Origin of the sequence: Nakamurella flavida, assembly GCF_030811475.1 — a bacterium.
GTDB lineage: Bacteria > Actinomycetota > Actinomycetes > Mycobacteriales > Nakamurellaceae > Nakamurella > Nakamurella flavida.
In genome coordinates this window covers 1,054,171-1,076,959 of sequence record NZ_JAUSQV010000001.1, presented here as the reverse complement: position 1 = coordinate 1,076,959, position 22,789 = coordinate 1,054,171, and the positions used below count along the sequence as shown (strand labels likewise).

Genomic DNA, 22,789 nt, shown 5'->3' with positions numbered 1-22,789 from the left:
ACCGGGTCACGGTCGGACCTGGCGCCCACGGGCGGCGATGGCCCGGTCGGTGACGTGTCCCCCCAGGTGGACGTGGCTGCCCGGCAGCCGCCCGTCCGGGTGGGGTCGACGGCAGTGCCCCCGGCCCGGCCGGAGCCGGCCCCCACCCCGTCCGCGACCCGCCGGGTCCGGGCACGGTTGACCCGCCGGATGAGCGGCCAGCGCACCGCGGTGACCGCGCCCGGCCGCACGGTGTTGGAGCCGCTCTTCGCGGTGCACCGCAATCTGCATCCCAAGGCCGACGTGAAGGTGCTGGAGCAGGCGTACGAGGTGGCCGAGCAGGCCCACCGCGAGCAGTTCCGGAAGTCCGGGGACCCGTACATCACCCATCCGCTCGCCGTCGCCACCATCCTGGCCGACCTGGGGATGGACACCACCACGCTGGTCGCCGCCCTGCTGCACGACACGGTCGAGGACACGCCGTACACGCTGGACGATCTCAACCGGGACTTCGGCGAGGAGGTCGGGCACCTCGTCGACGGGGTCACCAAGCTCGACAAGGTGCGGTTCGGGGATGCCGCCGAGGCCGAGACCATCCGCAAGATGATCATCGCGATGGCGCAGGACCCGCGGGTGCTGGTCATCAAGCTGGCCGACCGGCTGCACAACATGCGCACCATGCGGTTCCTGGCCCCGGACAAGCAGGCCCGCAAGGCCCGCGAGACCCTCGAGGTGATGGCTCCGCTGGCCCATCGCCTGGGCATGTCGACCATCAAGTGGGAGCTGGAGGACCTGGCCTTCGCCATCCTGCACTCCAAGCGGTACGACGAGATCGTCCGGCTGGTCGCCGATCGCGCGCCCTCGCGAGACGTCTACCTCGCCGAGGTGACCCAGCAGCTGGACGCCGAGCTGTCCGGCGCCAAGATTCCGGCGCAGGTCGTCGGCCGGGGCAAGCACTACTACTCGATCTACCAGAAGATGCAGGTCCGCGGGCGCGAGTTCGACGAGATCCACGACCTGGTCGCCGTGCGGATCATGGTCGGCACCGTCCGCGAGTGCTACGCCGCCATGGGCGTCGTGCACGCCCTGTGGTCGCCCATGCCCGGCCGGTTCAAGGACTACATCGCCCAGCCCCGCTACGGGGTGTACCAGTCGCTGCACACCACCGTCATCGGGCCGCAGGGCAAGCCGCTGGAGGTGCAGATCCGCACCTACGAGATGCACCACACCGCGGAGTACGGCATCGCCGCGCACTGGCGGTACAAGGAGACCCGGGGCACCCACACCGGCCCGGCGGCCGCCGTGGACGAGGTCGCCTGGATGCGCCAACTGCTCGACTGGCAGCGGGAGGCGGGTGACGCCGGCGAGTTCCTGGACAACCTGCGCTTCGAGATGGCCTCCAGCGAGATCTTCGTCTTCACCCCCAAGGGCGACATCCACACGCTGCCGGTCGACGCCACGCCGGTCGACTTCGCCTATTCGGTGCACACCGAGGTGGGCAACCGGTGCATCGGTGCCAAGGTCGACGGGCGCCTAGTCGCGCTGGAGAAGCCCCTCACCAACGGACAGATCGTCGAGATCTTCACGTCCAAGGCACCGAACGCCGGGCCCAGCAGGGACTGGATGGGCTTCGTCAAGTCCTCCCGGGCCAAGACCAAGATCCGGCAGTACTTCGCCAAGGGCCGCCGTGAGGAGGCGGTGGATCTCGGCAAGGACGCCATCGCGAAGGCCGCGCGCCGGGCCGGCCTGCCCATCCAGCGGCTGGTCTCGCACAACGCGCTGAACGCCGCCGGACACGAACTGGGATACAAGGACATCGCCGCGCTGTACGCGGCCGTCGGCGAGAACCAGGTCTCGGCGCAGTCGGTGGTGGCCAAGGTCGTCGCCGCCCTCGGTGGCGAGGAGGAGGCCGGCGAGGCGATCGCGGAGAAGTCCGCGCCGTCGGTCACCCGGCGCGCCCGGCCCACCCCCGACGCGGGCGTGCTGGTCAAGGGCCTGACCGACATCCAGGTCAAGCTGGCCCGGTGCTGCACCCCGGTGCCGGGCGACGCCATCCTCGGGTTCATCACCAAGGGCGGCGCGGTCTCCGTGCACCGCACCGACTGCACCAACGCCGAGGCGCTGCAGGAGGAGCAGGCCCGGCTGGTCGACGTCAGCTGGGACCCGCACTCCGCCTCGGTCTTCCTCGTCGCGGTGCAGGTCGAGGCGATGGATCGGGCTCGGCTGCTGTCCGACATCACCAAGACCCTCGCCGACGAGAAGGTCAACATCCTGTCGGCGAACCTGTCGATGTCCAAGGACCGGATGGCCATCACCCGCTTCTCCTTCGAGATGGCCGACCCCAAGCACCTCAACCACCTGCTGCGTGCGGTACGCGGGGTGGAGGGCGTCTACGACGTCTACCGGGTGACCAGCGCCTGACCTCCTGCCCTGCTTCAGGACCGGGACAGGGCGGGCAGCGTCTCGGGGCACGCGCGGCCCGTCGGTCCGGGCACCTCGTCCAGCAGCCGACCGCGGGTCTCCGGCAGGGGGATCACGGTGATCAGCGAGACGAGCAGGCACACCACCAGGAACCCGGTGAAGGCACTCGAGCCGTACCGACCGGTCAGCCAGGCCTGCAGATAGGGCGTGCAACCGCCGAACACCGAGACGGTGATCGCGTAGGGCAGGGCGCTGCCGAGGGTGCGGATGTGGGTGGGGAACAGCTCGCACATGACGGCCGGGGCCACCGAGAGCGGCGCGGCCAGGAAGAACAGCGCGATCACGAGGGCGAGGAGCAGGGCGCCGGGGTCGGCGTTCACCAGGGCGCTCAGCGGGAAGGCGGCGGCGATCGAACCGAGGAAACCGACGGCCAGCACCGGCCGGCGGCCGATCCGGTCGGACAGGGCTCCCCACACCGGCAGCCAGACGATCAGGGCGACCTGGGCGACGGCTGTGGCGGTCAGCACCGTGCCGGCGTCGACGTGCCGCTCGGCGATCAGGTACGCCGGCAGCGCGACGACCCAGAAGTAGGTCGCGACGGCCAGGCCGGTGCAGAGCCCGACGACCAGGGCGACGGGTCGGCGGTGGTCGGACAACCGCGGCCGCGCAGCGGGGACCGGCGCGTCGGCCGCCGGGACGAACATCGGGGACTCCGGCATCCGGCGGCGCATCACCAGCACCCACAGGGCGCCGCACCCGCCGAGCAGGAACGGCACGCGCCAGCCCCAGGCATGCATCGTCGTCGTCGGGAGCACCACGGTCAGGGCCAGGGCGGTCACCATGCCGGCCAGGGTGCCGACGGCGCCGAAGAGGTAGACCAGGCTGGAGAACACGCCGCGACGGCGGACCGGCGCGACCTCGGCGAGGTAGGCCTGGGTGGCGGGTTGATCTCCGCCGTAGGCCGTGCCCTGCGCGATCCGGGCCAGCACCAGCAGGGCCGGAGCCCCCCATCCGAGGACGGCCCAGCTCGGGCACAGCCCGATGACCAGACCACCCAGGGCCAGCAGGAGCACGGTCAGCCGCATCGACACCGCCCGCCCGCGCCGGTCGGACAGGCGCCCGAACAGGTACCCGCCCACCGGTCGGGCCAGGCACCCCACGGCCAGCACGGCCATGGTGGCGAGGAACGGCTGCACGTGGTCGGCCGGGAAGAAGCTGGCCGCGAAGAACGGGGAGAAGGTGGCGTAGATGCTCCAGTCGAACCACTCCAGGGCGTGGCCGCCGCCGGCGAGCAGGACGGTGCTGCGGCGGGTCGGGGCGGTGGGCCGGGGGGCGGCTGAGGTGGCGAGCCGGGCGGGGTGGGGGATCGTGGTATTCACCGGGGGATGCTCCTGGGGCTGGGCGACGACCGGTCGTGGGTGCCGGCTGCACGGTGTCCACGTTAGGAAGGCCGACGCCCCCGATCATCAGCACAGCGGCCGATCCGGGAGCCCGGCAGTAGGCCGGAAGGCCGACGACGTGGCGGCCGTGGTCGTCGGCGTTCGGACTCCCGCCCACCTGTGGGTCAGCGGTGGTCCAGCGCCCGAGGCTCTGCCGGCAGTACCCCCGACGACCGGCCGGTCGTCGGGGGTCCGGGAGCGGGGAGTGTCACGGCAGGGTGATCGAGAAGGCGACCGCGCTCTGGCCGCCGTTGGACCCTCCCTGCGTCACCGTGCAGTTCACCGTGTTCAGCGAGGTGGGCGAGCTGATCGTGCACGTCGACTCCTGCTTGGTCGGGTCGTCGAGGTCCATGTCGACGTTCAGGTGGAGCTGGGTGCCGGCCAGCCGCACCCAGGGGCTGGTCGGGTCGGTGCCCGCCGGTGCCTGCGGCACCTCGTAGACGACCTGGAAGCTGGCGTCGTGCTGAGTGGACCGGTAGCCGCCGTAGAAGGCGTTGCCGTCGTGCGTCGCGTCCTCCGGTGCGATGGTCGCAGCGGTGACGTCCTGGTCGGTTCCACGGGGGTCCAGGAGCAACCCGCCTGCCGTCTCGTCCCCCACCTTGACCAGCGGTACTCCGGGCAGGCCGTTGTGGATCTGCACGGACAACGGCCGGTCGGCGAACGTGGTGGTGGTGACGGCGTGGTCGGGATTGTCGGTGGGTGCCTGGATGTCGGCGGTCAGGTAGTCGGAGGAGCTGGATGCCGAGAACTTGTCCTGGCCGCTGTACCAGACCTCTGAGTCGTACCCGACGGTGGCGGCCTCGACTGCGCCGGTGGCGGTGAAGGGAGCGTCCGACACACCGTAGGTCACCCTGGTGATGGCGCCGGTGGCGGCGTTGGCGGCCTTGTTGACGAACTGGAGACCCGGCGCGCCTCCGGTCAGCGTTGCGGCAGGTTCCTGATCCGTGCTGTAGCTGCTGTCGTCGTCGTGTCCGCTGTCGATCTCGTCGGTCAACCGCGTGAGGACGAAGTATCCGTCGGCGTTGACGCCGGGGTGGGTGAACTGCATGACGTTGTCGACCGCGACGTTGCAGGCGCTGCGGTTGTTGGGCGCGGTCGGGCAGTAGGTCATCGAGTCGGCGAACGCCGGTGCGACGCCCACGACGGACGCGGCGGCGGCGATGCCCAGTGCGCCGACGAGGAGGGCGGCGGCGCGGCGGCGCGGGGTGCAGCCGGCGGGCGTGCGGGCCGCAACGGTGTGAGAGCGGTTGTCAGGCATGGTGTCCTCTTGCTGGCGTGTGCGGAGCGATGGCCCCTGGTGGCGGTGTCCGGAGCCGGTCGGTCCGGCGACGAGGGCAACGCTACGAATGCCCACCGGCGCCCGGATCTGTCCGACGGTCGAACGTCCGGGCCGTCGGTAGGCCCTCCGGCCTACCGGCCGACGCACCATGACCGGCCCCGCGGTAGACGTCCTGGCCCCGGCTTCTTCCTAGCGTTGCGGGCAGTGACGACTGCGTGCCGCGGTCGCTGGAGGAGGGGAACGAGATGGGACGCAACGGGGAACGCCGCGATCGACCGGTCGGCATCGAGCGCCGCGGACCGGCCTGGGCGCGGCGGGGTGCCCAGGCGGTGGTCATCGCGGTCACCGCGTCGATGGTGGCCACCGGGGTGAGCTACGCCGGCCCGTCGGGTCCGGCGGCCACCCCGGCCGTGGCGAGCGCCGCGGCGTTCACCACCGCCCCAGGCGGTGACCCGACCACCCTGTCCTGGGCGGGCGGGACCACGGCCGGCGGCCAGGCGGTGCCGGACCAGGCGCACGCAGTCGTCACGCAGACCAGCGGTCTGGCCACGTCCCTCACCCCCGCGCTGCAGGCCTCGACCATTCAGTCCGGGCTCTACTCGTTCACCGTGGGCAATGTGGCGACCGGGACGCCGGTGGGTCAGTTCACGCTGTCCTCGTCCGGCTCGTCGGTGCGCATCCCGGCCGGCAAGCTCAGCGACGGGTCTGCCTACCAGTGGTCGGTGACCGCACCGGACGGGTCGGTCGCCGGCCCGTTCCTGTTCCGGGTCGACACCCGCCGGGCGGGTCTGCAGGCCACCGACTCGATCGGGGCGCTGTCGGTCGCCCTGGGCACCGGGGAAGTCGCGACGGCATGGACGTCACAGTCGGTCAGCTCCGCGGCCGGGACCGCGGCGGTCGGCCTGTCCTTCGAGGCCGACCAGCAGGCTTCGCCCGGCCTGCCCACCGGGTGGGCGATGACCGCCGGCTCGGCATCGCCCTACCGGTCGTTGACCGTCGACCCGGGTGGGGCCGTCGACCTGCACCAGGTGAACGGGGCCACGATCACCTACCGGGCCGCGGCCGGTCAGGCCTATCTGCCCGTGTGGGGCACCGGTGAGCAGGCGCCCACCGCCACGCTGTCCACCGTCGTGCGCAACGGCGACGGGACCTGGACGGTCACTGATCCCGACGGCACGACCACGGTGTTCGGCGCCACCCCCGACCAGCCCGCCGACGCGAACCCGGTCACCGCGCAGGTGGTCTCGGTGACCGCTCCGAACGGGTTGGGTTTCGGGCAGACGTGGAGCGGCGGCCTGCTGACCGCGATCACCGACCCGGTCTCCGGGCAGCAGATCACCCTGCAGTACGGGCCGCAGTCCGGCACGTCGCCCGCCGGGTTCGTCCCGGCCCCGGCCGGGATGCTGTCCGGCGTCACCTTCTGGGACGGCTCGCACGCCCGGGTGCTGTATGTGCCCGGCGCGAACGGCACCGTGCAGATCGGCCGTCTCGTCGCCGACAGCGACGCCGGACCGGCCGCCTCCGTCACCGACTACGGATGGGACGCCGCCGGCCGGCTGGCGGTGCTGCGTTCCCCGACGGCCGCAGCCGTGCTGGCCGCCGGCGTCCCCGGCTATCAGGCGACAGGGGTGACGGCCCAGATCGGTTACGACGACCAAGGACGCGTCGACGCGGTCCTGGCGCCGGCCGCCGCCCCCGGTGGCGTCGCGGTGACCCGCCACTACGCCTACGCCCTCACCCCGGCCGACCAGGCCGACCCGGCAGGCACCCTGCAGACCACCATCACCCAGGACGGTGCAAATCCGCCGGCCGGGTTCGTCCAGCGGGTGGCCACCGATCCGGTCACCCTGCTGCCCATGTCCAGCTGGGACGCCGACGGCCGTCAGGCCACCACCACCTGGGATCCGGCCACCGACCACCAGCTGGTCACCACCGCGAGCGACGGCAGCACCACCACCCGGACGTACGATCCGGTCACCGGCCTGCTCAGCAAGGTGGTCGGCCCGGTCCGGGGCACCGCGGACGGCTCCACGCCGACCGTCACCTACGGGTACGACCAGACCACCACCGGGCAGAGCAACACCTCGGCCGGCACGACCAAACCGATCAAGGGCCTGCTCACCCAGTACTGGGCGAACCCCTCCGCGACCGGCGCGCCCTCGGCCACCGAGACGGGTCCGCAGGTGAACGGCGCCGCGGTGTCCTCGCTGGCCGTCAACTGGCCGACGCCGCCGGTGGCGACGACCGGCGGCTGGTCGGCGCGAATGACGGGGACCTGGCAGGTCGACGCCGCCGGCACCGACACCGTCACGGCCGGACCGTCCGGCGCGGCTGCGCTGTGGATCGACGGCGTCTCCTGCCCGGGCGGAACCTGTACCGGCGTCGCGCTGACCGCCGGCCTGCACAGTGTCCGCATCGACCTGTCCGAGCCGAGCCCGACCCCGGGCGGCGCCGGCTCGGTGAGCCTGGCCGCCGCGCCGACCGGGCAGCAGCCGACGCCGATCCCGCTGGATCACCTGCACCCCGGCACCGGTCGGCAGACTTCCACCAGCACCTCCGACGCCCTGGACGGCACCTCGCCGACCACGCTGACCAGCACCGCAGCCTTCGGTGACGCCCAGGTGGCCGATCCGACCACACTCACCAGCCCGTCCGGGCTGACCGGCACCCGCAGCTTCGAGCCGGTCGACCCGGCGAAGGGCCAGTTCGGCCGGGAGACCGGCTTGACCTCACCGGCCGGCGACACCACGACGCTCGGCTCCTGGGGCGGCGCGGAGACCGCCACCGCCCCCGGGACCACCACGGCGGTGAACCAGGCCGGGCTGACCAAGACGGTCAGTGACCCGGCGCGCAGCGGATCCGGCGCCGGCCCGGTCGTGTCCACCACCTACCACGACGCCGCCGGCCGATCCGATGCCGTGGTCACCGCCGAGGCGACCGTCAGCACCGCCTACGACCCCGCCGGGCGTCCCACCACGGTGACCACCACCCCCACCGGCGCCGACCAACCCGTGAGCACGCTGATCACCCAGTACGACTACCAGGGCGACCCGCTGCAGACCGCGACCACCAGCACCGTCCACAACGGTGACGGCACCACCGATACGCGCACCAGCATCACCGCGGTCGACCTCGCCGGCCGCACCGTGTTCGAGCGGGACGGGTGGGGGACGACCAGCGCGACCACCTACGACCCGGTCACCGGCCAGGCCGCCACCACCACCACCACCAGCGCACCGACCGACGGGGCCGCGCCGACGGTGAAGACGACGAGCAACACCTACAACTCCGACGGCACCCTGCACGGCACCTCGGTCACCACCCAGCCGGCCGGAGCCCCCGGCAGCACCGTCTCCGCCACGCTGACCTGGGCACAGAACGGCGACCTGCAGTCCGTCGCCGAGAGCAACGGCGCCGTCACCACCTACACCACCGACGCGGACGGCCGCACCTCGGCCGTGTCGACGACCACCGGCGACCACCAGGTGCTGACCGACTCCCGGTCGTTCTCACCCGCCGGGCGGGTCCTCGCCGAGACCCTGGCCACCCCGGGCCACCAGTCCGCCTACAGCTACCGGTACGACGTCGACCAGCGGCTCACCGCGGCGACGCTGACCACCGACCAGACCGTTTCCCACACCGGCTGGGCCTACACCTACGATGCCGACAGCAACCGCACCGCCCAGACGGTCACCAACCCCGACGGCAGCACGGCGACCTACTCCTCCACCTACGACCCCGCCGGCAGCCGCCTCACCGGTACCACCGACCCGGCCGTGGGCGCCCTCACCTACGACACCACCGCCGGCAGCGACCTGATCGGGATCGGCGCCACCCACCTGGCCTACGACGCCGAGGACCAGCTGGTCTCGGTGATCGATCAGCAGGAGACGACCAGCTACCAGCGCGACGCCGCCGGCACGATCGTGGCCCGCACCAGCACGCCGTCGACCGGTGCCGCCACCACGGCGGCGACGACCGAGCGGTACACCCTGGACGGACTGACCCTCGACAACCAGAACCACCTCGTCCAGGACGTCACCACCCTGCCCGGCGGGGTCACGGTGAGCACCCCCGCGGCCGGCGTGGCGGTGTGGAGCCAGGACGACCTGGGTGGGGCGGCCTGGGTGACGCTGACGGCCACCGGAACGGTGACCGGGACGCCCGCCCTCTACGACCCGTTCGGGCAGCTGCTCACCGGCGCCCCCGCCGATGGGACGGTGGCGGGCGTGACCGGGCCGGACCTGCCCGGCTGGGGCGTCGGCATGACGGCCGTCCCCACCACCGGTCCCACCCTGCTCCTGGACGGTGCGCGGGTCTACGTGCCCGCCCTCGGGCGGTTCACCACCCCCGACCCGCAGGTCGGCGGCAGCGCCAACCCCTACGACTACGCGAACCAGGAACCCATCACCACCATCGATCCCACCGGGCAGAGCACCCTGACCGACGTCGTCGGTGCCGTCGTCGGCACGCTGGTCACCGGGGTCCTGCTGCTGGCGTCGGCCTTCGTCATGCAACCGGAGATCGCACCGGCGACGGTCGTCATGGGACGGGCCACGGCCACGCTCGTCTCCCGGGCTCTGCTGCGATTCATGGTCGGTGTCCGGCAGGTGGGCTCCATCGCCTCGGGGGCGCTCGCCGGTGCCGCGCTCGGAACGGTCGGCGCCGCCGCGGGGGATGCCGCCGCACAACTCACCGGCCACCTCACCCAGGACACCGGCTGGAGCTGGTCGAAGTTCGGTGACGCAGTCGCGAGCGGCGCCGCTCTCGGCGCTGTTCTGGGCATGGTCGCCGGCCCCATGGCCGCCGGCGTCGGGAATTACTCGATCCGCTTCATCCGTTGCCTCGGTGGCAGGATGCCGATGGGATCGCTGCCGATGACTCCTCCGGTGATCCGTACCGCCTCGGCGGCCCTGTGGAATGCGATGGCCAGGGGAGCGGCCGAGAGCCCCGTGGGTCTGGTGCCCGCGTCGCTCTGATCGCCCCCACCCACCGGCGACCGGTACCCACCTCCCACCCCGTTCCGGCCCGGTCCCGCACCCTGCGGGACCGGGCCGGAGCCGTCGAAGCTGCTGAGCGACGGCAGATGCGAGGGGTTCGACCACCTCCCGCTCCGGCCGTCCCGGTCGGCGGAGCGATGCTCCTGCAGGGCATCGGAGAGCGGGCGGACGGGGAAGATCAGTGCGCCGACTGCTCGCGCACCACCGCGCGCACGCTCCAGCCCCGGGGGCGGAGCGGTCCGGCGGACACCTCGCCCGCCCACTGCTCCAACCGTTCCTGCATGCCGGTCAATCCGTGGCCGGACGAGGACACCGGTGCCGCGCGGGGAGCGCCGGTGTCCGCCCCGCCGTCGTCGGTGACGATCAGATGCAGCCCTGTGCTGTCCCGATCGAGCGAGACGGTCACCACCGCACCGGGACCGGCGTACTTGAGGGCGTTGGTCAAGGCCTCCTGGGCCACTCTGTGCAGGGCGGCGCGCAGTTCGGCGGGCAGTCGGGCCCACAGCTCGCCACCCGTGCTGTCGACGGCGAGGCCGGCGGCGCGCAGCGGTGCGGCGAGATCGTCGACGGGGTCTCCCGGGTCGACCTCCGGACCGGGGCTGCGCAGCACCCCGAGCATGCGGCGGGTCTCGGCCAGGGCCTCGCGACCGGTGGTGGCGATCATCGTCATGGCCGGTCCGGCGCCGTCCGGGGAATCCGGGTCGGGCAGCACCGTGACCGCGGCCTCGGCCAGGGTGACCATGACGGTCAGGTGATGCCCGACGACGTCGTGCATGTCGCGGGCGATCCGCAGCCGCTCGGTGGTGGCGGCCAGTTCCCGTTCGCGCTCCTGCTCGCGTTCCAACGCCTGGGCCCGCTCCCGCCACTGGCGCACCAGGTCACGGCGGCTGCCGCGGTACAGGCCGATCCCGGTCGCGGCGGCGACGACGGCGACGATCAGACCGTAGATCAGGGCCGCGTCGGCGACGGGACGGAACACCAGGTGGGAACCGACCAGGCCGGCGACGACGACGGCCGCCACCGGGGCGACGACCCGGGCCCCGGCCGCGCCGACCGTGTACAGCGCCACCAGGACGACCAACGCCAGGGTGAGTTGAGGTTCGACGAGCCCGCAGGCGAACCACAGACCGACAGCGGCGGCGACGACGGCTCGGGGCGCCACGCGCCGCAGCAGGACCAGGACGACACCCGCCACCAGGAAGGGCACCGCGACCGCCAGGCTGGTGACGTCGGGCAGATCGGCGAGGAGGGCTGCGAGCACCGCCGCGGCGACCGCGCTGTCCAGGAGCCAGGACCGACGTGGCCGGTGGAGTGCCCGCCGGATGCGCCGCGCCAGGGGAACCGGTGAGCCGCTCGTCACCGGGGCGGACACCGGACCCGTCACGCCGCGCCGGGCCGGACCACCCCGGCCTCGTAGGCCAGGATCACGGCCTGGACCCGGTCGCGCAGACCGAGTTTGGCCAGGATTCGCCCGACGTGGATCTTCACCGTGCCCTCGGCGATGTACAGCTTCGCGCCGATCTCCCGGTTGGACAGCCCCGCGGCGAGCTCGGCCAGCACGGCGTTCTCCCGGTCGGTGAGGGTGGCCAGGGCCGCCGCGTGGGCATCGGGTTGCGCGCCGTCCGGGGCGGGCAGGGCGGGCACGCAGACGTCCAGCAGGCGACGGGTCGCCTCCGGGGCCAGGAAGGCCTGCCCGCCGTGCACCGTGCGGATCGCGGCGACCAGGTCGGCCGGCGGGGTGTCCTTGAGCAGGAACCCACTGGCCCCGGCGCGCAGCCCCTGCACCACGTACTCGTCCAGGTCGAACGTGGTCAGGATGATCACCTTGACCTCCGGATGGGCCGCGAGCAGTTCCGCGGTGGCCGCGATGCCGTCCATCACCGGCATGCGGACGTCCATCAGCACCACATCGGGCCGGGTGGTGCCGGCCATGGTCACCGCGACCCGACCGTCCGGGGCCTCGCCGACGACCTCCATGTCGGCCTCGTGCCCGACGATCATCCGGAATCCCAGGCGCAACAGGGCCTGGTCGTCGACCAGCAGCACCTTGATCCTGTCGATCGTGTCCACAGCTCAGCCCCCACCCGCACGCGTGTTATCACAAGTAGTCACGGATGCTAACTCGCAGTTGTGAACACCCAGCGAGGTCCGCGGTCGTAGGCCGATCGACCGACCCGTCGGCGCCCACGCTCGGCCGACGGGCCGATGTGGGTGTCCGGCCGCCGGGCCATGCTGATCAGGACGGGAACGACGGACGGCCCCGCGGCCGACACCTCCTCCCGCACAACGACTCTGCCCCATCCTGACCTGGAGGTCCCCACGAAGATCGCTCTCGCCGCCCTGTTCGCCGGAGCGCTGGCCGCGTTCCTGCCCGCCCTCGCCGACGCCCCCGCGGCCCCGGCCACCCCCTTCCTGGCGCCGGCCGCGAGTGGGGCGTGGGTCGGCGGCTACGAGCAGGACGTCACCGGTGGGGTCGCGCACGGGGCACCCCGGATCCAGAACGGGGTCGCCTACCTGGACGGGGGCGTGTCCGGCGGAGTCGAGCTCATCTGACGTCGAACCGGTTCCGCCGAGAACGCGACAGCCCCCGGGACGAGGGGTCCGGGGGCTGTCGGGTGGTGCCGGTGCTGACGTCAGCTGGTCGGTGCGGCCTCGCTCGTCGCGGGGTCACCGGTCGTGGGGTCCTCCGTCGCGGGATCGGACGGCACGGCCTCGCTGGGCACGGTCTCCAGGCCCGGGTCGGTGGGCACCGCGTTCGGGTCCGCGGCAGTGGTGGTCGGGTAGGAGCCGGTGCCGTCGAGCGATCCCTCGGGGACGCTGACCGAGGTCAGGGTGACCGTCTCGGACGGCGGGCCGTCCTGGACGTTCTTCACGGCCCCCTTCGCGCCGATGGCCTGGATGACGCCCAGGCCGTCCGCGCTGACCTGGCCGAAGACGGTGTAGCCGGGCGGCAGGGTGGAGTCGGCGTAGACGATGAAGAACTGGGAGCCGTTCGTCGCCGTACCCGGGCCGGTGTTGGCCATGGCCACGGTGCCGGCCGGGTAGGTCTGCGTGGTCGCGGTCGAGGTCGGATCGACGGCTGCCTCGTCGGCGAAGGTGTAGCCGGGGCCGCCGTTGCCCTTCCCGCTCGGGTCACCGCACTGCAGGATCTTGAGCGCGTCGGCGTCCGTGACCCGCCAGCAGTCGGTGGCGTCGTAGAAGCCCTGCGAGGCCAGGGACAGGAAAGAGTTGACGGTGCAGGGGGCGTCGGTGCGGTCCAGGGTGACCGGGACGTCGCCCGAGTTGAACGCCAGGGTGACGTCCACCGTGCCGGAGTTCAGCGGGGAGAGGTTCGCCGGGGCGCTGACCTCCTTGGCCGCGGTCCCCGCCGCCGGGTACGAGCACGGGGTGGTGGGCTCGGTCGAGGTGCTGGTCGCCGAACCGGTGTCGCTCGGGCTCGCCGTGGTGGTGCTGGCCGGGCGGGTGACGAGCCAGACCGTGGTGGCCACGACGACCACGCCCACGACGACGCCGAGGATGACGAGGCGTTGACGGCGGCTGCGCGCCTGCTGCTGGCGGCGCTCGAGCTGTCGCTGCAGCTTGCGCTTCGCAGCGTCCCGTCGTTGTTGGTTGTCCGACACCCGGTGTTCCCTCCGCAGCAGATCGGGCCCTGCTCTGACGAGGGGGCCCGGCCGGTGAGTCTAGGTGACCGCACGGAGCCGCCCCGTGCCCGTGGGCCGGTGCAAACCCGGGGAAACGGCTGTGTGTCGGGCGCGGATCGTCCTCCCGCGGGGCCCTCGGCGGGACGACCGGGCGGCACGGGGGCCGGCGTTAGGGTGACCGGGTGTTCATCGCGGGGTTCCCGGCCGGGTCGTTCCAGGCCAACTGCTACGTGCTCGCCGCCGAGCCCGGCGGGGACGCGCTGGTCGTCGATCCCGGTCAGGACGCCCTGGTCCGGCTCGAGCCCCTGCTCGCCGAGCACGGTCTGCGTCCGGTGGCGGTGCTGCTGACCCACGGGCACCTCGATCACATCGCCTCGGCGGCGGCGCTGTGCCGGTCGGCGGGGATCCCCGCCCACCTGCACGCCGCGGACGAGGTCCTGCTCGACGATCCGCTGTCCGGGCTCTTGCCTGAGCTGCGCGCCGCCCTGGCCGGGATGCCGTTGGACGGGCTGCGCCCGGAGGTGGTGCACCCGTTGGGCGGCGAGCTGGTGGCCGGCGGGCTCCGGATCGCGGTGCATCACACCCCCGGGCACACCCGCGGGTCGGTCGTGTTCCGCCTCGCCGCGGCGGACGACCGCCCCGAGGTCCTCCTCACCGGCGACACCCTGTTCGCCGGCTCGGTCGGCCGCACCGACCTGCCCGGCGGGTCCACCGCCGAGCTCACCGCGTCGCTCCACGACCACCTGCTCACCCGGCCGGACGACGCCGTCGTCCTCCCCGGCCACGGACCGACCAGCACGATCGGCGCGGAACGCGTCGGCAACCCCTACCTGCAGAGGGTCTGACATGACCAGCACCACCGGCCCCACCGGGCCGTTCGCCGCACCCAAGGGCGTCCCGGACTACGTGCCGCCGCGGTCCCGCGCGTTCGACGCCGTGCGCCGGACCCTGCTGGCCGCCGCCGACCGTGCCGGGTACTCGCCCATCGAACTGCCCGTCTTCGAGGACACCGCCCTGTTCGCCCGCGGGGTGGGGGAGAGCACCGACGTGGTGGCCAAGGAGATGTACTCCTTCGCCGATCGCGGCGGCCGGTCGGTGACCCTGCGCCCGGAGGGTACGGCCGGGGTGATGCGGTCGGTCATCGAGAACCGGTTGGACAAGGGCTCGTTGCCGGTCAAGCTCGTCTACTCCGGCCCGTTCTTCCGGTACGAGCGCCCGCAGGCCGGCCGGTACCGGCAGCTGCAGCAGGTCGGCATCGAGGCGATCGGTTCGGACGACCCGGCCCTGGACGCCGAGGTCATCGCGGTGGCCGACGAAGCGTTCCGCGCCGTGGGGCTGGCCGGCTACCGCCTGGAGCTGACCTCGCTGGGCGACCACACCTCGCGGCCGGCCTACCGGGAGTTGCTGCAGCGCTTCCTGTCCGACCTCCCGCTCGACGAGGCGACCCGGGAACGGGCCCGGCTCAACCCGCTGCGGGTGCTGGACGACAAGCGTCCGGCGGTGCAGGAGATGCTCGCCGACGCGCCCCTGTTGCTGGATCACCTGGGCGCCGAGAGCGCCGAGCACTTCACCGAGGTGCGCGCGCTGCTGGACGCGCTGGGCGTGCGGTACGTCATCAACCCGCGGATGGTGCGCGGGCTGGACTACTACACCCGCACCACCTTCGAGTTCGTCCACCCGGGGCTGGGTGCGCAGTCCGGCATGGGCGGCGGCGGGCGGTACGACGGTCTGATGAGCGAGCTGGGCGGGGCGGCGTTGTCCGGCATCGGGTTCGGCATCGGCGTCGACCGCACCCTGATGGCCGCCGAGGCCGAGGGCGTGCAGGTCGGATCGTCGGCGCGGTGCGAGGTGTACGGGATCCCGGTCGGGCCGGGGACCACCGGGCCGCTCGTCGCCCTGGCCGGCGAACTGCGCAGGGCCGGCATCCGCACCGACCTGGCCTACGGCGGCCGCGCGCTGAAGAGTGCGATGAAGCTGGCCAACGACTCCGGCGCCCGGGTGGCCCTGTTGCTGGGCGAGAACGAGCTGGCCGCAGGGACGGTCACCGTGCGCGATCTCGGCTCGGGCGAACAGGCCTCGATCGCGTCCGGTCGCGTGGTCGAGCACGTGGTGAGCCTGCTGGGCTGAGGTCGACCCGGCCGGATGATCTTTTTCGGCATTCCACCGGGTGATCGTCGGGGGGCACGCGGCGGGTGCGTGACCGGCCGGTGATCGGTCTCACCCGGTGGGGGCGCCCGTCGTCCGGTGGCGGCCACCGCCGAGTCGGTCCGGTCACCCTGTGCGCCGTCGGCCTCCTGATGCCGACGGCGCCGGGTACTCCGCAGACCTTTCCCTCCTCCGCTCCCTGCCGCAGACTGTCCGCAGAGGGTCCGGCGACTTCGCCGTGTGACGCGCATCGGGCGTGTCCGATCTGTCGCCTCGTTCCGGGCGAGATCGCGATCCCCGCATCATCTCTCGCCGTGCCGTTCGGCATGCCGAAACACCCTGTGAGGACGCGATGACGGCCGACCGCACCACTGCGACACCCACGCTCACCGGCCGCACTCCGCTCCGGGTCGTCGGGTCGTCCCGCCCGTCCGCCGCTGTGGCGGCGGACGACGCGCCCGTCGGCTCGGTCGCCGACGCGGTCGCGGCCCGCACGGTGCAGATCCTGCGCCGGGCCGGCATCCAGAGCATCGTGCTCAGCCGGCCGGCCGTGCACGGGCGCTCGCTGTCGTCCGCCTCCCGCCGGACGGAGGGCACGCTCGAGCTGCTCGTGGCGCCCTGGGCGGTGGACACCGCCCAGCTGCTGCTCCGGCATCACCGGTACACCTGGCGGCTCCAGGGGGTCCGGGACGGCGGTCACCCCCGTGACGTCACCGCCTGGACCGTGCCCGAACGCCCGGACCTGGTGCTCGACCTGTACTGCGGGTTCGCCGGCGTCGGTGACCCCGACCGGTTCTTCACCGAGATGTGGAAGTCCCGGCAAGTCGTTCCCCTGGCCGGCATCGACGCGTCGGTACCAGGCCCGTCCGGCGCCGCGCTGCTGCTCCTGCTGCGGGCGGCCGTCCCGGGGCGATCCACGATCGGTGTCGAGCAGATCCGTTCGGCAGCAGCAGATTTCGATGTGATCACCTGGGTGAGGGCCGGGGCCATGGCCCGGCAGTCCGACGCACGGGACGCGGTGGCCACGGGTGCCGCCGTCCTCCCGGCCGGAGCGGTACCGGTGGACGTGGTGGTCGGAGCCCATACCTCGATCGCCGAGCCGGCCCGCTCCGTGTGGGCTCCCGGTGGCGCGGCGACCTCCGCGCTCACCCGCGCCGGGGCGGCCACCGTGGGTGTCGTCCGCCAGGCCCTGCCCGGTCTGCGCGCCCGCTTCCGCCCCGTGCGCTGACCGGCAGCCGGTTCGGGACCGGCCACCGCGCCCCGACGGTCAGCACTCCGCCGTGGAGTCGGCCACGGTGAGGGTCGCGGGGGCGGGACCCTCCCGGGCGCCGGGCGGCGGGGTCTGTGCACACACCACACCGAAGTCCCCGGAGTCGCCCAGGTCGACCCCGGAACGGTCCAGCAACCGGACCGGGGTGCCGGCCAGGAGGCGTCGGGCCTCGCCCATGTGTGCCCCCGTCAGATCGGGCATCAAGGCGGTGTCGTCCCCGGTCTCCTCCTCCGGTCCGCCCTCGTCGGCGGATGTCGGCGGCGTGGAGCCGAGGCCGGTCCGTCCCTGCAGGGTCGGTGCGTCCGCCGTCCCGCTCGCCACGGGGCCGGCCGGGGCGGGGGACACCGTGGTCGGTCCGGCCGATCCGGTGGTCGTGGTCCGGCCGTCGGTGCCCGCGCAGCCGGCGGCACCCCAGCCGAGGGCGAGGACCACCAGGGTGACCCCGGCCCGCCCACGCCAGGAGTGCGATCGCCCGGTGTCCCGCATCCCGCACCCCCATCCCGGCGAGCCGAGGACCGCTCCCGACTTCACCATCCGTCACGTGCTCGCACTCAAGGTAGTCATCGTCGTGTCTGCTGCGTGCTGTGCCGGGACGACGCGCTCATCCACGGAGAACATCCCGGGCGGTGCCGAACAGGGTTGACCACGTGTCGAACACGTGTTCGACTGACCGGGTGAGATGGGAACCCCTGGCGCTGGCCCACGATGATGCCGCGGCGCTGCCCGGCCTGAACCGGCTGGCCGGTCTGGTCCGCACCGTGCGGACCCCGGACTTCGCCGGCATCACCTTCCACGAGGTGCACTGCCGGTCCGGCCTGAACCGGGTCCCGTCCACCTCGCCGATGCCCTTCGGCTGGACGGTCAATCCGTACCGCGGCTGCAGCCACGCGTGCGTGTACTGCTTCGCCCGCAACACCCACACGTACCTCGAGTTCGACAGCGGCGCGGACTTCGACAGCGAGATCGTGGTGAAGACGAACATCGGCGCCGTGGTCGCCAGGGAGGTGCAGTCGCCGCGGTGGGCTCGGGAACACGTGGCCATGGGGACCAACACCGACCCCTACCAGCGTGCGGAGGGGCGGTACCAGCTGATGCCGGAGATCATCCGGGCGCTGGCGGGCAGTGGCACCCCGTTCTCGATCCTGACCAAGGGCACCGTCCTCGCCCGGGACCTCCCGGTGCTCGCCGCCGCGCGGACGGACGTGCCCATCGGGATGGGCGTCTCGCTCGCCCTGCTGGACCCGGCGCTGCAGGCCGTTCTGGAACCGGGCACGCCGACCCCGCGGGCGCGCCTGGAGCTGATCCGTCGGATCCGCGATGCCGGGCTGCCCTGCGGAGTGCTGATCGCCCCGGTGTTGCCGCACCTCACCGATTCCGCGGAGCAGCTCGATGCGGTGGTCGCCGAGGTCGTCGAGGCGGGGGCCACCGGTATCAGCTGCGTGCCCCTGCATCTGCGGCCCGGGGCACGGGAGTGGTTCCTGCGATGGCTCGGGCAGCACCACCCCGAGCTGACCGAGACCTACCTCCGCCTCTACGCCCACGGGTCCACCCTGCCCCGGCCCTACCGGGAGCGTCTGCAGGCCACGGTGCGCGAGCTGGCGCGCAGCCACGGTCTGGCCTCCGGGACGGACCAGCTGCGTGGACTGCCCGGTGACGAGACCGCGGGGTTCCCGGCCGGCAGTATGCCCGACCTGCCCGCCCGCCCGGCCGAGGAGCCGGCCACCCTGTTCTGAGCGGTCGGCCGGGCGTGGGCATCGGGCCGACCTGCCCGCGTCGTGCGGGTCAGTAGAAGTGCTGGGTGTCGACGACGTTCCGCATCGGTTCGCCGCGGAGGAAGTGGGCGAGGTTGTCGGCGAACAACTCGGCGATCTGTCGGTCCTGGTGCACCGAGAGGGCCGCGGTGTGCGGGGCGATGACCACCGACGGGATCTCCCAGAGCGGCGAGTCGGTCGCCAACGGTTCCTGGGCCACGACGTCGAGGTAGGCGGCGGACAGATGCCCGGACCGCAGCGCCGCGATCATCGCGGCCTCGTCGACGACGCTGCCGCGGCCGACGTTGACCAGAACCGCACCCGGCTTGGTGGCCGCGATCATGGCTGCGTCGTACAGGTTCTCGGTCTGTTCCGTGCCCGGCAGGGTGATGACCACGGCGTCGGCGCGGCCGACGACCGTGGGCAGATCGGCGGTGGCGAAGACCTCGTCGACGTGCTCGACGGGCTCGACGGCGCGCTTGACGCCGAGCACGGTGGCGCCGAAGGCGTTGAGCAGGCGTGCCGTCTCCTGGCCGATACCGCCGAGACCGATGACGGCGACGGTGGACTCGGCGATGTGCCGCATCAGGTAGTTCTCCGCCGGCCAGTGGTGGGCGGCCTGGTCGCGCTGCAGGCGGTCCAGTCCCTTGAACCCGGCGAGCACACCGAACAGGGCGAACTCGGCCAGCGGTCCGCCGTGCACGCCGGCCGCGGTGGTGAAGGTGACCTGCGCCAGTGCTTCCGGTGACAGCTCCGCGGCCTTGACGGTCGACCCGCCGCCGGCCGCCATGGCCTGCACCCACCGCAGGCGGGGGTTGGCGGCGATGGCCGGGGCCAGGGTCGAGGCCTGCACGTCCGGGATGCCGTACAGGATGTCGGCCCGGGCGAGCAGGGCGTCGAAGGCGGCCTGCTGCTCCGGGGTGCGCCGGAAGTCGGGGTCGCCGGAGTGATCACCCGGGTAGCGCTGGGCCGGGAGGAGGGTGTCGTCGACGAGCAGTTCGACCCGGGGGTCGACGTCGGTGATGAGGTGGCGCAGATCGGGGGCGAGCGGGGTGGCCAGGGCCACGCGGACGGTGTCGGTCACCCCGACAGCCTGCCAGTCGTCCCGGATCCGCCTGGCCGGGGGAGACCGGCCCGGCCCGGGACGCGGAAACGGCCGCCCCCGTGAGGGGACGGCCGTTTTGGGGTGGATCAGGTCAGCGCGCGAAGGAGCGACGCTCGCGGAAGCCGCCGCGCTCGCCGCCGCGGCCCTGGCCGCGGTCGCCACGCTCGTCGCGACCCGGGCCGGAGCGGCGCGGTCCGCGGGGGCCCGCGGCGGCCGGCGGGGCACCGTGATCGGGCTGGATGCGCAGGCTCTGCCCGCTCACCTTGGCGTTGCTGATCTTGCCGATGGTGGCCGGGTTCAGGTCGCCGGCGATCTCGACGGTGCTGTACGTGTCGTAGATGTCGATCCGGCCGACGTCCTTGCCGGCCAGGCCGCCCTCGGCGGTGATGGCACCGACGATGCCGGCCGGACGCACACCGTGGTCCCGACCGACGGCGAGGCGGTACCGGGGGCCGGCCGGGCCGCGATCGGCCCGACGCGGGCGGTCGGCGCCGAAGGCGGCGTCGCGACCCGGGCGCTCGGCCACGAAGGTGGACGGGGTGGCCTCGGGACGGCGGGTGCCGTCGTCGCCGGCGGCCAGCGCGAGCAGCGCCGCGGCGAGCTCCTCGACCGTGACGTCGCCCAGCGCGAGCCGGGCGGTGACCGCGGCACGGTAGGGGGCCAGGCCGGGGCCGTCGAGACGGGTGACCGCGGTGGTCAGCTGCTCGGTGGCCACGTGCGCGGCCACCTGGGCGGCGGTCGGCGGGGTGATCTGCTCGAGCTTCTGGCCGGTGACCCGCTCGATGGAACGCAGCCGGGCGGTCTCCCGCGGGGTGAAGAAGGTCAGCGCCTCGCCGGTACGGCCCGCGCGACCGGTCCGGCCGATGCGGTGCACGTAGGACTCCGCCTCGGTGGGGGCGTCGAAGTTGACGACCAGGTCGATGCGGTCGACGTCCAGGCCGCGGGCGGCGACGTCGGTGGCCACGAGGACGTCCAGACGGCCGTCCTTGAGGCGCTCGATGATGCGCTCGCGCTCCTTCTGGGGCACGTCGCCGTTGATGGCCGCGGCGGACACGCCGCGGGCGATCAGCTCGGCTCCGACCTCGTCGCAGGCGCCCTTGGTGCGGACGAAGACGATGCTGGCGTCGCCCGGGTGCACCGAGAGGTAGCGGGTCAGCACGTCCACCTTCTCGCGGAACGGCACGACCGCGTAGGTCTGCCGCACGCCGGCGACGGTGGACGACTGCCGGCTGACGGTGACGTCGACCGGGTTGTTCAGGTGGCGCTTGGCCACCGAGCGGATGGCCGGCGGCATGGTCGCGGAGAACAACGCCGTCTGCCGGTCCTTGGGGGCGTCGGTCAGGATGCGGTCGACGTCCTCGGCGAAGCCCATGCGGAGCATTTCGTCGGCCTCGTCGAGCACCAGGAAGCGGATGCCGGTGACGTCGAGGGTGTTGCGCTCGAGGTGGTCGATGATCCGGCCGGGGGTGCCGACGACGACCTGGGCGCCGGAGCGGAGGGCGTTGCGCTGCGGCAGGAAGCTCGCGCCGCCGTAGATGGCGACGACGTTCAGCTTGTGCTGGTGCTGCGCGAACCCGGAGATCGCCTCGGCGACCTGCTGGGCCAGCTCGCGGGTGGGGGTCAGCACCAGGGCCTGGACCTGCGGGATCGACGGGTCGACCGCGGCCAGCAGAGGCAGACCGAAGGCCGCCGTCTTGCCGGTGCCGGTCTGCGCGACACCGGTGATGTCACGACCGGACAGCAGGGCCGGGATGGCCTGCGCCTGGATGGCGGTGGGGACGGTGTAGCCGAGGCTGGTGACGGCCCGCATCAGCGAGGCGGGCAGGCCCAGGGACTCGAAGCCGGGCTCGGCGGGGGAGGCGAGCTCCTCGACGTCCTCGTCGAGGTCGGAGTCGAGCTCGGCGGAGTCGATGTCGGCGGAGTCGATGTCCGCGGCGACGACAGGAACGTCGACGTCGGCGGGAGCGGTGGTGACGTCGTCAGCGCGGACGTCGGTGACGGTCGGCAGATCGGAGGCAGCATCGGACGGAACGGAGACAGCAGGGAATGACATTTAAGCCCATCACTTGCGGGGAGGAGCAGAATCGATCCGGTTGATCGATACGGGTCGCAGGCCCCGAAAGATGAAGTATCCGTCGTCGAGGAAGCGCGACACGCTCCAGGAGAACCCCAGCTTAGCGGACGCACGGCTGCACGCCGGGGTGAGCTCACGCACAGTTCTGGATCTTCCTCGCCACCGGCCCCCCTCACCCGGCCGGCGGAGCCCTGCCGCCACCCGGTCACCGGGAGTACCGGGCGCGGCCGTCGGCGCGGGAGTGATCCGCCCGTCGGGACCCCGCACGCCGGGCCCGATCGGAGCAGACTGGAGCCCTAGTCGGCAGGGCGCCGGCGGGACCACCGGACGAACAGGAGTGCACCGGATGATCTCCGACAACGGCGTGGCGATCCCCGACGACATGGCCACCGTGCTGACCGACGACGGGGCCGCGTTGACCGCGTTCCAGGCGCTGCGGCCCGACGACCAGCTGAAGTGGGTGCGATGGGTGACGGCCGACGGCCGGGCCGCCGACCGCACCGAACGGCTCGGGCAGCTGGCCTCCCACGTGCAGCAGTTCCACCGCCCGGCACAGGAGCACCTCTCCGTCTGAACCGTGGGTGTTCCGCCGGGCCGGCCCTCCGCCGTGTGACCGGGTGGTCCGCGTGCGGGGTGGCCGGGCGGTCGGCGGACGGACATCCACCGGACCGTGCGCCGTAGGATC

Annotated in this window: 16 protein-coding genes; 8 read left to right on the top strand and 8 right to left on the bottom strand. The window is 73.0% G+C overall.

All coding sequences use genetic code 11. The features are described 5' to 3' along the window. The first annotated feature begins 54 nt into the window (after positions 1-54). Positions 55-2,400 carry a RelA/SpoT family protein gene (locus J2S58_RS04785; protein WP_370881833.1) on the top strand — a complete coding sequence of 782 codons (2,346 nt, stop codon included), beginning with the start codon at positions 55-57 and terminating at the stop codon, positions 2,398-2,400. A 14-nt stretch (positions 2,401-2,414) separates the two neighbouring features. Here J2S58_RS04785 and J2S58_RS04780 read toward each other — a convergent pair whose 3' ends face one another. Together J2S58_RS04780 and J2S58_RS04775 are read right to left on the bottom strand one after the other, a co-directional pair. Further along, positions 2,415-3,779, bottom strand: a complete 1,365-nt coding sequence (locus J2S58_RS04780) for an MFS transporter (RefSeq protein ID WP_205257509.1) — start codon at positions 3,777-3,779, stop codon at positions 2,415-2,417. Positions 3,780-4,047: 268 nt separating this feature from the next. Beyond that, positions 4,048-5,097 carry a hypothetical protein gene (locus J2S58_RS04775; RefSeq protein WP_205257508.1) on the bottom strand — a complete coding sequence of 350 codons (1,050 nt, stop codon included), beginning with the start codon at positions 5,095-5,097 and terminating at the stop codon, positions 4,048-4,050. Positions 5,098-5,363: 266 nt separating this feature from the next. Here J2S58_RS04775 and J2S58_RS04770 point away from each other — a divergent pair, with 266 nt between their 5' ends. Further along, positions 5,364-10,097: an RHS repeat domain-containing protein gene (locus J2S58_RS04770; RefSeq protein ID WP_205257507.1), complete on the top strand. Its 4,734-nt coding sequence runs from the start codon at positions 5,364-5,366 to the stop codon at positions 10,095-10,097. 199 nt (positions 10,098-10,296) lie between these two features. Here J2S58_RS04770 and J2S58_RS04765 read toward each other — a convergent pair whose 3' ends face one another. Continuing rightward, entirely contained in the window at positions 10,297-11,379 is a 1,083-nt protein-coding gene (locus J2S58_RS04765) for a sensor histidine kinase (protein ID WP_205257506.1), read from the bottom strand. Between the two features lie 119 nt (positions 11,380-11,498). Then, a complete protein-coding gene (locus J2S58_RS04760; protein ID WP_306826398.1) occupies positions 11,499-12,188 on the bottom strand; it encodes a response regulator in 690 nt (229 codons plus the stop codon). Positions 12,189-12,323: 135 nt separating this feature from the next. Here J2S58_RS04760 and J2S58_RS04755 point away from each other — a divergent pair, with 135 nt between their 5' ends. Further along, positions 12,324-12,671 (top strand): hypothetical protein, encoded by a 348-nt coding sequence (locus J2S58_RS04755; RefSeq protein WP_205257505.1) that lies wholly within the window; start codon positions 12,324-12,326, stop codon positions 12,669-12,671. A gap of 80 nt (positions 12,672-12,751) precedes the next feature. Here the strand turns inward: J2S58_RS04755 and J2S58_RS04750 are convergent, their stop codons facing one another. Then, positions 12,752-13,738 carry a peptidylprolyl isomerase gene (locus J2S58_RS04750; RefSeq protein ID WP_306826394.1) on the bottom strand — a complete coding sequence of 329 codons (987 nt, stop codon included), beginning with the start codon at positions 13,736-13,738 and terminating at the stop codon, positions 12,752-12,754. A gap of 203 nt (positions 13,739-13,941) precedes the next feature. On the opposite strand from J2S58_RS04750, the gene J2S58_RS04745 reads away from it, so the two are divergent. From J2S58_RS04745 to J2S58_RS04735, 3 genes are all read left to right on the top strand, one after another. Then, positions 13,942-14,604 carry an MBL fold metallo-hydrolase gene (locus J2S58_RS04745; protein WP_205257504.1) on the top strand — a complete coding sequence of 221 codons (663 nt, stop codon included), beginning with the start codon at positions 13,942-13,944 and terminating at the stop codon, positions 14,602-14,604. Position 14,605: 1 nt separating this feature from the next. Then, complete coding sequence (gene hisS / locus J2S58_RS04740; protein WP_205257503.1) at positions 14,606-15,886, top strand: histidine--tRNA ligase; 1,281 nt, start codon at positions 14,606-14,608, stop codon at positions 15,884-15,886. 370 nt (positions 15,887-16,256) lie between these two features. Further along, positions 16,257-17,132, top strand: coding sequence for a hypothetical protein (locus J2S58_RS04735; RefSeq protein ID WP_205257502.1), 876 nt, complete (start codon positions 16,257-16,259; stop codon positions 17,130-17,132). 39 nt (positions 17,133-17,171) lie between these two features. Here J2S58_RS04735 and J2S58_RS04730 read toward each other — a convergent pair whose 3' ends face one another. Continuing rightward, the gene (locus tag J2S58_RS04730; RefSeq protein WP_205257501.1) at positions 17,172-17,708 is read right to left on the bottom strand and encodes a PASTA domain-containing protein; all 537 of its coding nucleotides are present in this window, start codon (positions 17,706-17,708) and stop codon (positions 17,172-17,174) included. Between the two features lie 140 nt (positions 17,709-17,848). Here J2S58_RS04730 and J2S58_RS04725 point away from each other — a divergent pair, with 140 nt between their 5' ends. Further along, positions 17,849-18,907 (top strand): Rv2578c family radical SAM protein, encoded by a 1,059-nt coding sequence (locus tag J2S58_RS04725; protein WP_205257500.1) that lies wholly within the window; start codon positions 17,849-17,851, stop codon positions 18,905-18,907. A gap of 49 nt (positions 18,908-18,956) precedes the next feature. On the opposite strand, the gene J2S58_RS04720 is transcribed toward J2S58_RS04725, so the two are convergent. Both J2S58_RS04720 and J2S58_RS04715 read right to left on the bottom strand, forming a co-directional pair. Further along, the gene (locus J2S58_RS04720) at positions 18,957-20,009 is read right to left on the bottom strand and encodes a D-2-hydroxyacid dehydrogenase (RefSeq protein WP_205257499.1); all 1,053 of its coding nucleotides are present in this window, start codon (positions 20,007-20,009) and stop codon (positions 18,957-18,959) included. Positions 20,010-20,121: 112 nt separating this feature from the next. Next, on the bottom strand, positions 20,122-22,083 hold the full coding sequence (locus tag J2S58_RS04715; protein ID WP_205257498.1) for a DEAD/DEAH box helicase: 1,962 nt from the start codon (positions 22,081-22,083) through the stop codon (positions 20,122-20,124). Positions 22,084-22,450: 367 nt separating this feature from the next. On the opposite strand from J2S58_RS04715, the gene J2S58_RS04710 reads away from it, so the two are divergent. Next, on the top strand, positions 22,451-22,678 hold the full coding sequence (locus J2S58_RS04710; RefSeq protein ID WP_205257497.1) for a YdeI/OmpD-associated family protein: 228 nt from the start codon (positions 22,451-22,453) through the stop codon (positions 22,676-22,678). Positions 22,679-22,789 lie beyond the last annotated feature (111 nt).

Coding starts and splice junctions, on each gene's coding strand:
- J2S58_RS04775 (WP_205257508.1), bottom strand. CDS start 5,097: ATGCCTGACAACCGCTCTCACACCGTTGCGGCCCGCACGCCCGCCGGC.
- J2S58_RS04770 (WP_205257507.1), top strand. CDS start 5,364: ATGGGACGCAACGGGGAACGCCGCGATCGACCGGTCGGCATCGAGCGC.
- J2S58_RS04755 (WP_205257505.1), top strand. CDS start 12,324: ATGTGGGTGTCCGGCCGCCGGGCCATGCTGATCAGGACGGGAACGACG.
- hisS (WP_205257503.1), top strand. CDS start 14,606: ATGACCAGCACCACCGGCCCCACCGGGCCGTTCGCCGCACCCAAGGGC.
- J2S58_RS04735 (WP_205257502.1), top strand. CDS start 16,257: ATGACGGCCGACCGCACCACTGCGACACCCACGCTCACCGGCCGCACT.
- J2S58_RS04730 (WP_205257501.1), bottom strand. CDS start 17,708: ATGGTGAAGTCGGGAGCGGTCCTCGGCTCGCCGGGATGGGGGTGCGGG.
- J2S58_RS04715 (WP_205257498.1), bottom strand. CDS start 22,083: ATGTCATTCCCTGCTGTCTCCGTTCCGTCCGATGCTGCCTCCGATCTG.
- J2S58_RS04710 (WP_205257497.1), top strand. CDS start 22,451: ATGATCTCCGACAACGGCGTGGCGATCCCCGACGACATGGCCACCGTG.